Below are 13,295 nucleotides of genomic sequence, written 5' to 3'. Positions count from 1 at the left end.
TTGCATAAGGGATGTAATCCTAGCAAAATAGAGGCTTGCACGATAAACTTTTGCAAAACTCTCTCCATCAAAGTAATCTATTTTCGCTGTGAAGGGTGGAAATATTATTTTTTTTCCCAAGCTTTTTATGGGAAAATATTATTTATGAAACTGCTTTTTTAAATCTAAAATAAAAAATCTGCTGTATAAACATAGCTTTTCAGTTTTTCCTTGTATAAATATTGTATACAGTCAAAATAATACAAATAATCAATAAGCTGAAATTTGTTATCCCAAATATGAGATCATATGACCTATAAACCGCGTGTCTTTTCTATTTCTCCGGGAACTGCTTTTTTGCCTCACTTTGTTGATGCACTACTCTCTGGTAGCCTTATTGATAATTTCGCTTCCAGTGGAGATATTCAAACTGCCCTTGCCGATAGCCTTATTTATGTTCCGACACGTCGTGCTGCTCGCGCTTTGCGTTTAGCCTTTGTTGAAAGAAGTGATACACAATCAACATTCTTGCCAACCATTCGTGCTCTAGGAGATGTAGATGAAGACAGTTTCCTTTTTGTTGAAAATCATACCAGCACTCTCGATCCGCCTATTGGAGAAAGCGAACGTCTTTTACTTTTAGCACGCCTTATTCGTCCATGGCGTGAAAATTTACCTGCGCATCTGCGTGCCATGTTTGGCACAGAAGATGTGCTTATTCCGGCTCATAGTGCTGATGCGATTTGGCTTGCGCAAGATTTAGCACACTTGATGGACGAAATTGAAACAGAAGGAGCAGACTGGTCAAAACTTAAAAATATTGCACCTGATATGGTCGCTGAATGGTGGCAAATAACGCTCGATTTCTTGACTATTGTTACGCAAAATTGGCCAAAAATCTTGACAGAAAGACAACGAAGTAATCCCGCTGAATGGCGTAATCAAGCACTCACAATGCACGCAGAGACTTTACGACGTATGCCGCCTGATAAACCGGTCATTGCAGCTGGTGTGTCAGGTTCTATGCCCGCAGTTTCTCATCTTTTAAAGGTTATAGCTTCTCTGCCAAAAGGGGCTGTTGTTCTTCCTGGCCTTGATCTTCATATGGATGAAGAACAATGGAATGCACTAAGCACAAGCCATAAAGAAAAAACAGCTTGTGATTTTTTTGATCCTGCAGAAAATGTTTTTAGCCATCCTCAATATCATTTAAAAAAACTTCTAACTCTCATGGAGTGTCAGCGTCATCATGTTTGCGAAATTGGCCAACAAAGTATAACAAAGAAAAGACGAATGGCTATTTTATCAGAAGCACTCCGACCAGCTTCTACAACAGATAAATGGATACAAATTGTCCGTGATGATTATGAAAATCTTTGTGCAGATTGGTTATTTATTGAAGCTATAAATGAACGTGAAGAAGCTCTCGCTATAGCTGTTACCTTACGCAAAGCTATTGAAGAACCCCAAAAAACTGCGGCCCTTATTACAAATGACCGTAATTTAGCACGCCGTGTTGCTGTGGAATTACAGAGATTTGGAATTGAAGCAAATGATTCAAGCGGAATACCACTTGCACAAACATTGCCTGTAACTCTCTTACGGCTTATTTTAGAAAATGTGTTGCAACCCGATGATCCCATTGCTTTTCTTTCTCTTCTTAAACATCCTCTGACAACACTCCAACAAAACCGTCATCGTTTACGCGAAATGGCAGAAAATTTTGAACTTTTTATTCTTCGAGGGAATACAGGGCGCATCAATCTTTGCGAATGTGATCAATTTCTTGAAAAATGGATTGAAACGCACTTTCATAATAGTTCTGAAATCAACGCTCTTGATCAGCAGAAATGTGAAGAAGCACGTTTCCTTTGTCATCTTTTGAGGAAAGCTGTTGAACCTTTAACATCTCTTATGAAAAAAGAGAAAGAATGCACCATCACCGAAGCTGCGATAGCAACTGTTGAGGTTTTTGAAAATTTTGGTCGCAATGAAGATAATTCTCTTGCACATCTTTATCAACACGAAGCAGGACAAGCCCTATCAAAATTTTTACGTGAATTGGTCAGTGATCAATCAGGATTAACATTTCATCTTTGCGAATGGCCCGCTATGTTTTCTGCCATAATAGCAACTCGTTCCGTCACACCTTCGCCTGGAGGACATCCACGTTTATTCATCTGGGGTACTTTGGAATCACGTTTGCAAACAGTTGATACAGTGGTCATTGGCGGTCTTAATGAAGGGTCATGGCCGATATCAACCCGAAATGATGCTTTTTTATCGCGACCGATGAAAATGATGTTAACTCTGGAGCCACCAGAGCAGCGTATTGGTCTTTCCGCGCATGATTTTCAATGGGCGATGGGAATGGATAAAGTGGTGATGAGTCGTGCATTGCGCGTTAATCATACACCCTCCATTCCTTCACGCTGGCTACAACGCATGGAAACAGCTGTAGGGAAACAGGTTTGGAAAAAAATCCGTGAACGAGGTGAAATACTACGCCATTGGGCAAAGATGCTTGATCATACAAGCATAACTTCTGAGGTGGAACGTCCTTGCCCTGCTCCACCTCTTGATATACGTCCGCGTCATTTTTCAGTCACTGAAATAGAAACATTGCGGTATGATCCTTATGCTATTTATGCTAAAAAAATCTTACGGCTCAAACCACTTAAAGAACTTATTCATGATCCTAGCGCTTCAGAACGTGGAACACTTTATCACGCTATTCTTGCAGCTTTTTGCACACAAATAAAAAATCCAAATGCTGCAAATGCACTCAATGTGCTGCTTTCTATTGGACGTAAAGAGTTTGATAAATTCAATTTTCCACCCGACATTGAAGTAATTTGGTGGAATAGTTTTGAAAATCTTGCTCCACGCCTTATTCAATGGGAACAAAGTTTAGGACTGCGAGAGCGATATTCGGAAGTGGTATCACAAAAAATCCCTATAGGAACAACAGGGGTAACCCTTTCAGGACGTGCTGATCGTCTTGATGTTTTGCCAGATAAAACAGTTGAAATTCTAGATTTCAAAACCGGTACCCCTCCTTCATCAAAACAAGTTCGTGAATTATTATTTCCGCAATTGGCTTTAGAAACAGCTTTACTCATACAAGGGGGATTCCCAGATTTTCAAGATTTTACTCCCTCAAATTTATTTTACATTCCCCTTAACAAAAAAGGTGAAATTAAATCCCAATCAATTCTTTTAAAGAAAAAAGACGGAAAAACTCACCTAAGTGCTGTTAATCTTGGTGAAAATGCATGGGAAAATCTTATCGCACTCATAACTTATTATCAAAATCCACAACAAGGCTATCTCTCACATGCTGTCCCCATGTCAAAACGATATGAAGGCGACTACGACCATTTGGCTCGGTTGTGGGAATGGTCAAGTGGTTTTCATAAAGAAGAGTAATCATGACGATTTTTTCTATTCCTGAAGCCGCTCTTGATGCACAAGCAACGGCAACACATCCCCAAAAAAACGTGTGGGTTTCTGCAAATGCTGGATCTGGAAAAACCCATGTTTTAAGTGAACGTGTTATCCGTTTGCTTTTAAACGGTACGCCTCCAGCACGTATTTTATGCCTTACTTATACAAGAGCTGCTGCTGCTGTTATGCAATCACGAATTTTTCGCACGCTTTCCAGTTGGAATGAACTCGATGACGCACAGCTGCAAGAAACCTTAACACGGTTTGAAAAAAAAACTGTTAATGCGCAAAAACTAACTTATGCACGACAACTCTTCGCGCGTGCTCTCGAAACGCCTGGTGGCTTAAAAATCCAAACGATTCATGCTTTTTGTGAATCTCTCTTGCATCAATTCATGTTAGAAGCCAATATTGCAGGGCATTTTGAACTTCCCGATGAAATCAGTCGAAAAAAATTACTACAAGAATCTCGTCGCCAACTTTTAGCTCGTCGTGATGTACAGCCTGCTTTACAACAGTTATTTAAAGTTATTAGCGAACATACTTTTAATCAATTGCTCTATGAAGCAACGGAAAAGCAACATAAATTATCTGATTTTTTATCTTCTCTTCTATCTGAAAATGGAGAAGAAAAATTGCGTGCACTTTTTAACTTAGCGCCAGATGAAACAAACCAATGTCTATTGGAACAAATTAAACAGACAGCGCGCCTTCCTCTTTATGCTCTTAACCATTGTGAAACCAATGGTAGTCAAAGCTGCAAGGATATGGTGGAAAAACTTTCCCAATTAGAAAAGGTGCATGATGAGACAAATATTCTCAATATTATTTCTGATATTTATTTTACAATAAAAGGTGAGCCACGTAAGTTTTCACATTTATCTCGTAAAAAGTCAGACCAAATTTGGCCTTTTATTCAACAAATGCTTGAAGATAAACAAAACAAGCTTTCTATTCTTTTAGAGAAATATCAATGTGCAAAAGTTGCTACTCTCAATATGGCTGCTTTTCAGTTATGTGCTGTTTATCTCAAAATCTACACGAATCTAAAAAAGGCTAATGGCTTCTTAGACTTTGACGATCTTATTGAGCGTACACTTCATTTATTACAGCGTAAAGGTGCAAGCCAATGGGTGCATTATAAACTTGATCGTGGTCTTGATCACATTCTACTTGATGAAGCACAAGATACTAATCCTGAGCAATGGCAAATTATTCAACTGTTGGCACAAGAGTTTTTCTCAGGTTATAGCCAACGAACAAATATACGGACTCTTTTTGCTGTTGGAGATGAAAAGCAATCTATTTATTCTTTTCAAGGCGCAGCTCCAGAAAATTTTGCTGAAAATGGACGAATCATTCAAAAAAAAGTGCAGCAAACAAATCAGCAATTTGAAAAAATACAACTGCATTACTCTTTTCGCTCTACAGCGGATGTTCTTAAAAGCGTTGATATTGTTTTTGAAACACCAGAAAACTACAAAGGACTTTCGGCAGAAAATACAAAAACGGTGCATGAAGCTATTCGTGTTCATAGTCCCGGTGAAGTTGTTATATGGGATGCTATTTCCCAAGAGACGAGTGAATTTCCTCATGATTGGCATTTAAGCGTTGATCATTTAGATACCCCTGAAGTTCGTTTAGCAGAAAAAATTGCTGAAACTATTGCCAACTGGTTACAAAAAGGTGAAATGCTTCCAGCAAAAGGACGCTTAATACGTGCAAGTGATATTATGATCTTGGTTCGTAAACGTGATCAATTTGTCTCAGCTCTTTCTCGTGCTTTTAAACACCGCAATATTCCCGTAGCAGGGGCTGATCGTTTACAGCTTACCAAACATATTAGTATCCGTGATTTAATGGCGCTTGCGCGTTTTGTTTTGCAGCCACAAGATGATCTTTCTCTTGCTTGTGTTTTAAAAAGCCCCCTTTTTGCTCTTAGTGAAGAGGAACTCTATCAGCTTGCTGCACACCGCACCGGCTCTCTTTGGCAAAGCTTATTTACGCACGCATCATCGCAGGCATCTTTTAAAGATGCTTTTGAAAAGCTAAACCATTATCGCGCTTTAGTGGATAAAATACCGGTTTTCGAGTTTTATAACCATATTTTGAATAATGATAAGGGAAGACAAAAAATTCTGTCTCGTTTAGGATCTGAAGCAAATGATGTGCTCGATGCTTTTATGGATTATACGCTTACTATTCAAAAAACAGGATTACCAGGATTACAAGCTTTTTTAGAAACATTAAGTGCAAGCGAACCAGAAATTAAACGTGAATTTGAACAAAATAATGAAGAAATCCGCATCATGACTGTTCATGCTGCAAAAGGACTAGAGGCTGCTATTGTGTTTTTAGTCGATCCTGGTAGTGCGATTTGGCATCCTCAGCATGCGCCTCATTTGCTTAAAGTTCCTTTAAACAATGCAAAATGGAACGGAAAACAAGCCTTTATTTGGCGCCCTAATGAAAAGTTTGATACAAAACTCTCTAAACAAGCAATTTCACACTTAAAAGAGCGTGCAGAAGAAGAATATAGGCGCCTTCTTTATGTAGGAATGACACGCGCTGAAGATCGCTTGTTTATTTGTGGATATAAAGGCCAGAAAACGCAATCTCATACATGGTTACAACTGGTAAAAAAAGCCCTCGAACCGCATGCTCTTGCTATAAAAGATTCTGTGGAAGATATTGCAGCTTGGCGTTTTTGCATTACACCTCCTTCCTCTGTTTCTATAAACCCAAAAGTCCCTTGCGCTGAATGCCAAACCTTACCACCTTTGCCTGCTTTTTTCTCCCATAAAGTACCAGAAGAACCAGTGCTGCCAAAACCGTTAAAACCCTCAGTTGCGAGCCTTTCCATTGAAGCTGATACAGAACTGTCCTCAAGTCCAAAACAGCTTACCATCTCCCCTGTTTTAGGAGCAACAAATACGAACAGAGCTTTTTCCATTGAATATGGTAATATCGTTCACCGATTGTTACAATATTTACCCGATTATCCCCTACAAAAACGTCGAGACTATGCTCGAAACTATCTCAATATCAAAGCCTCTCACTGGTATGAGAGCCAAAGAGAAGATGCTCTTCGCCATGTTTGGAAAATATTAGATCACGTTTACCTCAAGCCCCTTTTCTCTGAGCATTCACGTGCTGAGGTTTCCTTAATGGGTATTGTAAAAATTCATGGAAAAGAACACGCAATTTCTGGTCAAATTGACCGTCTCTACATCACGCAAAACAGCATTATCTTTGCTGATTTTAAAACAGGAACCCCGCCAGAAAATGAAGCTGCTATTGCTTCCCATCACTGGTTGCAAATGGCTCTTTACCGAAAATTGTTGCAAGCTATTCATCCCGATAAAGATATCCAAGCTCTGCTTATCTACAGTAAAGAAGCCAAAATTTTTAAACTTTCTCCAGAAAAACTCGAGGCATTTCTTGGTGAAGTTGCCTTATAAGTTACTCCTTTCCTTCAAAGTATCCTTACACTTTTTTACTTTCATAAAATCGCCCAAACAAACACAATGCACAATCTCTGGTGTAAAAAAGTCCTTTAATAATTTATCTTTGCAATAACTTGATATGAATTGTTATCATACCAATCTATAAAGAGTGAATATAAAGGATAAATCAATGACGTGTATAAAAGTTGATAAGGACAATTTCGAAAGTGAAGTTCTAACCTCTTCCACCCCTGTTGTGGTTGATTTTTGGGCAGAATGGTGTGGCCCTTGCAAAATGATTGCTCCAATTTTGGATGAAATTTCAATGGAAATGCAAAATCAAGTTAAAATTGCTAAGGTAAATATTGATGAAAATCCGGAACTGGCTACCCAATACGGAGTACGTTCTATCCCTACATTATTAATGTTTAAAAATGGAAATATTTCATCGAATATGGTTGGCGCTACCTCTAAAGGACGTCTTTCTGAATGGATAAAAGATGGGCTTAGTTAATTCCACATATAATCACTATAAAGGAGAGAAGCTTTGTCTCTCCTTTTGATTTTTTTAACATTCTTTTTTGCATTATATTATAATAAAAAGATAATAAAATCAAAATATTAAATGAATTTAAGAATTCGTACTTTTATGCATGATTCAATTGACTATTTTTTATAAAAAATTGTCCTGTATGAAGAATATAGGCAATTCTTTCCTTATATGCGCGTTAAAAATATTGGGTGAATGATAATTTCATAAAGGTATTTTCTTCTTGAATAAGACTATAGAGATAGATAGTGCTTTCAACACATAAAAAGGCAATATCAATCTAGAAATAAGGAGATTTTTGTTTGGAGTTCTTAGCAATCATGAAAGGAGATTTTAAGAAAAAACTTTGCAAATTACTTTTCTGAAGTTCACAATTTTTAAGCAGAAAGAAGCAAGCAATTCACTACAGGTTATATAATGCTCTTCTAAAGGGTTACCACTTCAATTTAAAATTCTCTTACACTATTCTCTAGAATCAAAAGACTTTTTTTGAAGCCTTTACTAAAAGTATGAAAGGCAAAAAACATTCTCTAAAATAAATTGATAAATTCCTATAAATTAACAGATGTCCTTTGCAATTTATGTCATTGTTATATAAAAGAGCCAGTATTTCATCTCATCTTCATAGTTGATACATCCATGAGGGACTTCTTTATGTTGTTCATCATCTCAAATTTCGGTATGTATTGAGGTATTATCAATTAAAAAATGATGATGTTCATGCTCATGTCGATGTTTTTTTTAAAATGTACGAATTGCAAAAGACTGTTGCAAACGTTCAATGGCATGTTGTGCTGATCTGAGTGTTACATGACGCCCATGTTCTTTATAGTGTAAGGTGAGTGCAAAAGTGGCGAGCTCTAAAAGAGCTGTATTTCTTTCTGGCCATTCAACAAGTAAAATATTTTTCTCACGAGCTTCATGAAGCCCTAATTCATCAATTTCTTCTGCCATAGAAAGGCGGTAAAGATCAGCATGAATAATTTCAAACTGTGGAAGTTGATAGCTTTGCACAAGAGTAAAAGTAGGGCTTGGAACATCCATAGTGTTATCATTCGTAAGTGTTTGGATGATTGTACGTGCAATAGTTGATTTTCCAGTTCCAAGATCTCCTTGCAGCGTTACAAGATCCCCCGGCTTTAAAGAAAGGGTTAAATGTTGTGCAAAAAGCTTTGTTGCCTCTTCATTTTCAAGAAAAAAACTAAAATTCATTAAGAGTTCCATGAAATGGATGAAAAATTTTTGTTACGATAAAGATTGAAATTAAAAAATCTTATCTCCTTTGGGAAGTGGGAAAAAACATTTAACTGTTGTTCCTTTTCCAGAACCGGTAAGAATTTCAACATGCCCGCCGTGTAGTTCAACGAAACTTTTCACAAGGGAAAGGCCAAGACCCGCTCCTGCACGTCCCCCATGGTGTGAATGAGAAGAAAAACGTTTAAAAATACGATCAAGGACGTCTTCTGGAATATCAGAGCCTTCATTGTGAACGCTAAAGACAATATTATCATCTTGTTCATCGACGCAAAATTCAATAGTGCTCGCCTCCGTTGCAAAATTAATAGCATTACTCAGCACATTCACAAAAATTTGATGCAAGCGTTTTTCGTCAGCAGAAATGGAATTTAAGGAAGGAGAAATTTGTTGTAAAAGCGTAATATGGCGTCCATTAAGGCGATCTTCTATACGTGCTACTGCTTGTATCATAGCATCTGCAATATTAACCGATTTTATGTCCAACTCCATAATGCCTGCATCAAGGGTAGCAAGATCAAGAATATCGTTAACAATATTTAAAAGAGTTCCTGATTCTGAATGAATATGCCCAAGATATTCTTGTTGACGTTTATTGATAGAGCCGAAAATTTGATCACGTAAAATATCCGAAAATCCAATAATATTGGTGAGAGGTGTACGCAATTCATAGGAAACATGTTGGACAAATTCATTACGCAAACGATCAGCACTTTCTAATGCTTCATTTCTTTCTTGAAGAGCACGTGCAACATGGACAGTATCTGTAACATTCACAAAAGTAAGCATTGTTTGTCCATCGGGAAGAGGAACCAGAGTATAGTCAATAATCATATCATTTTTAAGATCTATACGACCTGAATATGTTTCACGTTTTTCAGCAAAACCGGTAATGAATTTGGTAAATTGATCCCATTCTTGTCCTAAGGTTAAGGCTGAACAATGGCTTTGTAACTGTGTAATATGGGTCCCTTCTACCAGTAAATTATAAGGAAGAGACCACAATTTCGACAAGGCAGGATTCGATAAACGAAGGCGTCCATCAGTACCAAAAACAACCACGCCTTCGGAAAGTTTATCAAGTGTTTCACCTTGTATTTTAATAAGTGTATTATAACGGCGTTCAAGATCAATTTTTTCTGTAAGGTTTTCGTAAAGCCAAGTGACACCTCCTTGTGGATGAGGGTTCGAGATAACACGCACCGTACGCCCATCTGGAAGATTCCAAATTTGTTGGTTCGATTCTGTTTGTCGATAGGCTTTAAAAAGTTCTTCTTTCCACGCGCGCCAATCGGGGTGTTCAGCAATGAGCCCTTTTTCACGTAGACGTTCAAGAAATAATGTATGGCTTGGTTCACTTTCTAAAAAGGAAGTCTCCAACGGCCATAAAATTTTAAAAGCATGATTACAGAATTTTAATTTTTGGTTTGTATCAAAAATAGCTACAGCTGTTGAAATTTGGTCAAGTGTTTCACAATGGCTTTGAAGAACATAACTTAATTCATGAGCAAGATTTTCATATGCGCTGTCATCACGCGCAAAAGCTGCCATCCCTTCGGCTGTTGTAATACGTGTGAGATGAAAACGATGTCGTTCTCCATCAATAACTGTGTGAACATGTTCTTGAAAAATTGTTTCTGTTTCATCTGTTTTGCGTTGTGTATTTTCATTGAAAAGATCCCCCACTTCATCACTGTCTTCACGAAAGTCTGTCATTTCTCTAAAGGCGCGATTTATAAAACAAACTTTTCCTTCACAATCTTTTATCCATACGGGCTCTTGAATCAGATCAAGAAGATTACGCTGCATTCTGAGTTCAGTAAGAAGGCGGGCGATATCTTTCTGTAAACGAGCATTTTCACTCTGTTGTTTTGAGATATCTTGAAAACGAGCAATAGCGACTGTTCCTGCGATAACTCCTGTAACTTGCAGCAGTACATTGTTTGTGGTGGTGATAGAAAGATCAAAAGGATGACATTTACAACGTAGTTGAGTCAATACATAATCAAGTTCTCGCAGAGAATTTTCTTCAACCCAGAGCTCAAAACGCTGAAAATCTTTCTGGTCGATTCCTATTTTTTGCAATGCAGAAAGGGCACCAACGACACGGGGTAAGGTTGTTGGATTTTCCCAAATAAGAAGGAATTGCTCGGTTTCTTCCAGAAGCCATTCATAATATTTAAGTTTTTCAGAAAAATTTGCCTGAATTATCTTCAAAGGCTTCTGTGCAGTTTTTTTTGCACGCATAATAACAGCTAGGCACGTGAGAAGTGAAGCACAAGAAATTCCTCCACACAGCGCTAAAAGCAGCCATGGACCATCTAGTAAAGTGAAGAAAAATGGTAGATAACCTTCCAATGACTGAGCAACAGCGCATGTTGGAGAAAAAAAGAAAAAAAGGCAAAATATATACGCATAGATTCGAATCATTTTTTGAGCTTTTTCTTTGGGGTTATAGTCACCAAAGCTGCACACGACATCTTTCCCTTTTTTAATCCAAGGAAATGTTTAGTAACGGTAATGGTTTGGTTTATAAGGTCCTTGCGGTGTGACTCCAATATAAGCGGCTTGTTCTTCTGATAAAACACTTAATTTTATTCCTAACCGATCAAGATGTAGACGTGCAACTTTTTCATCAAGATGTTTAGGCAAAACAGTGACTTCATTTGTATAGTGTTCTGCACGGGTAAAAAGTTCAATTTGCGCTAAAACTTGATTAGTAAACGAGGCTGACATGACAAAAGAGGGATGCCCAGTCGCATTCCCGAGGTTTAACAAACGCCCTTCAGAGAGCAAAATGATGCGTTTTCCATCGGGAAAGGTGATCATATCAACTTGTGGTTTAATATTTGTCCATGGCAAATTTCTAAGGGCTGCGACTTGGATTTCGTTATCAAAATGACCAATATTTCCAAGAATACACATATCCTTTACTTGTCGCATATGGTCTAAACGGACAACATCTTTATTGCCTGTTGTCGTGATGATAATATCAGCACTGGAAGCAGCATCATCCAAATTAACAACTTCATAGCCATCCATAGCTGCTTGAAGAGCGCAAATAGGATCAATTTCTGTTACTTTAACACGAGCCCCAGCACCAGAAAGAGATGCTGCTGAACCTTTTCCTACGTCACCATAACCACAGACAATGGCAGTTTTACCAGCGATCATCACGTCTGTTCCACGTCGAATACCATCGACCAATGATTCTTTACATCCATATTTATTATCAAACTTTGATTTAGTGACGCTATCATTGACATTAATAGCAGGAAAAGGCAAAAGCCCTTCTTTTTGTAACTGATAAAGACGGTTTACACCTGTTGTGGTTTCTTCGCTTACACCTTTAATTGCTGCGCGCTGTCGTGTAAAAAATCCTGGCGTTGCATCCATACGCTTTTGTATTTGTTTGAAAAAAATTTCTTCTTCTTCTGTTTTGGGATGCGATAGGATATCTTTATTTTGTTCTGCACGACTTCCCATTAAAATATAGTTTGTGGCGTCAGCGCCATCATCTAAAATGAGATTGGAAGGATTACCATTTGGCCATTGGAAAATTGCATCTATATAAGTCCAATATTCTTCCAATGTTTCACCCTTAACGGCGAATACAGGAATACCAGTTGCGGCGATAGCTGCTGCTGCATGGTCTTGCGTAGAAAAAATATTGCTAGAGCTCCACCGTATATCGGCGCCAATCGCTTTTAATGTTTCAATTAAAACAGCTGTTTGAATTGTCATGTGCAATGAGCCAGAAATACGCGCTCCGCGCAAAGGTTGATTAGAGGAAAACTCCTTACGACAAGCCATCAAACCAGGCATCTCAGTTTCAGCAATATCAAGTTCTTTACGACCATAAGCGGCAAGTGCAATATCTTTGACAACAAAATCTTGAGCTGCCATTCTTTATTCCTTTAAAATAAGTTTTTCCAAGACGGTAGGAGAAATTAAAAAAAAATGCAAGACAAGAAGAGGACTTCTTTATGTGAAAAAGCTCTTTTAAAATCTCCATAAATTTGTGCAACAAATATGCATTTATGAATCTGACTAATGATGTTAATGACAGAATAAGAGATCTTCATGATAAGTCTTATTATATAAACAAAACTCTATCCTTTTCACGTAACTTTAAAGCTTTTAAAAATCTCCAGAGAGAATACCTTTTAAATAATAAAAATTGTGCATTGCTTCACAGTTTTTATATCGATTTTTTATGGGATAATATCGAAAGTAGTATACTTGTATTCTACTCGCTTATGCGGTTGTTGAAAAAGGAAGTATTATCTTACTTTAATCTCATTATTAAGCTTTCTACCAAAATAATATAATGCAAAGCCATAGGTTATCATATTTATGAATAGGCAATTCAGAATCGGTTTTTTAGGATTCCAATGTTGCATCTGCTCTTGGATAAAGACAGCTTATAAGAAGTGCTTTTCTCCTGTTTTCAACGATTTTTATCAAAATACTATAGATATACGATTAAACATTTTTTGTGATACTGAATAGAGCATTTAAAATGCAAAAACATTATTCTATTGAGCATTCTGATTTTAGAACCGCTAACAACGAGCTATGAATTATAAATCAAATAATTAACTCAGTTTTGGAAAAAT

Annotated in this window: 6 protein-coding genes; 3 read left to right on the top strand and 3 right to left on the bottom strand. The window is 37.5% G+C overall.

From position 1 onward, the window contains the following. Window positions 1-288: 288 nt before the first annotated feature. From addB to trxA, 3 genes are all read left to right on the top strand, one after another. Window positions 289-3,408: a double-strand break repair protein AddB gene (gene addB / locus U736_RS0100680; protein WP_026500147.1), complete on the top strand. Its 3,120-nt coding sequence runs from the start codon at window positions 289-291 to the stop codon at window positions 3,406-3,408. Window positions 3,409-3,410: 2 nt separating this feature from the next. Beyond that, a complete protein-coding gene (gene addA / locus U736_RS0100675) occupies window positions 3,411-6,887 on the top strand; it encodes a double-strand break repair helicase AddA (protein WP_026500146.1) in 3,477 nt (1,158 codons plus the stop codon). 175 nt (window positions 6,888-7,062) lie between these two features. After that, complete coding sequence (gene trxA / locus U736_RS0100670) at window positions 7,063-7,386, top strand: thioredoxin (RefSeq protein ID WP_012754458.1); 324 nt, start codon at window positions 7,063-7,065, stop codon at window positions 7,384-7,386. Window positions 7,387-8,163: 777 nt separating this feature from the next. Here trxA and U736_RS0100665 read toward each other — a convergent pair. The 3 genes from U736_RS0100665 to ahcY are packed head-to-tail and all read right to left on the bottom strand — an operon-like array spanning window position 8,164 to window position 12,582. Further along, window positions 8,164-8,634 carry a bifunctional alanine racemase/tRNA (adenosine(37)-N6)-threonylcarbamoyltransferase complex ATPase subunit type 1 TsaE gene (locus tag U736_RS0100665; RefSeq protein ID WP_012754459.1) on the bottom strand — a complete coding sequence of 157 codons (471 nt, stop codon included), beginning with the start codon at window positions 8,632-8,634 and terminating at the stop codon, window positions 8,164-8,166. Between the two features lie 51 nt (window positions 8,635-8,685). Continuing rightward, on the bottom strand, window positions 8,686-11,151 hold the full coding sequence (locus U736_RS0100660; protein ID WP_012754460.1) for a sensor histidine kinase: 2,466 nt from the start codon (window positions 11,149-11,151) through the stop codon (window positions 8,686-8,688). Between the two features lie 33 nt (window positions 11,152-11,184). Further along, window positions 11,185-12,582, bottom strand: a complete 1,398-nt coding sequence (gene ahcY, locus U736_RS0100655) for an adenosylhomocysteinase (protein ID WP_012754461.1) — start codon at window positions 12,580-12,582, stop codon at window positions 11,185-11,187. Between the last annotated feature and the right edge of the window lie 713 nt (window positions 12,583-13,295).

This window comes from Bartonella grahamii ATCC 700132, from assembly GCF_000518085.1.
Classification (GTDB): Bacteria; Pseudomonadota; Alphaproteobacteria; order Rhizobiales; family Rhizobiaceae; genus Bartonella; species Bartonella grahamii.
The sequence above is the reverse complement of the archived record's forward strand: the minus strand, read 5'-3'. Positions and strand labels throughout refer to the sequence as shown.

What these genes read in the sequence shown, in the direction of transcription:
- U736_RS0100665 (WP_012754459.1), bottom strand. Translation starts at nt 8,634, where the DNA reads ATGAATTTTAGTTTTTTTCTTGAAAATGAAGAGGCAACAAAGCTTTTT.
- addB (WP_026500147.1), top strand. Translation starts at nt 289, where the DNA reads ATGACCTATAAACCGCGTGTCTTTTCTATTTCTCCGGGAACTGCTTTT.
- trxA (WP_012754458.1), top strand. Translation starts at nt 7,063, where the DNA reads ATGACGTGTATAAAAGTTGATAAGGACAATTTCGAAAGTGAAGTTCTA.
- addA (WP_026500146.1), top strand. Translation starts at nt 3,411, where the DNA reads ATGACGATTTTTTCTATTCCTGAAGCCGCTCTTGATGCACAAGCAACG.
- ahcY (WP_012754461.1), bottom strand. Translation starts at nt 12,582, where the DNA reads ATGGCAGCTCAAGATTTTGTTGTCAAAGATATTGCACTTGCCGCTTAT.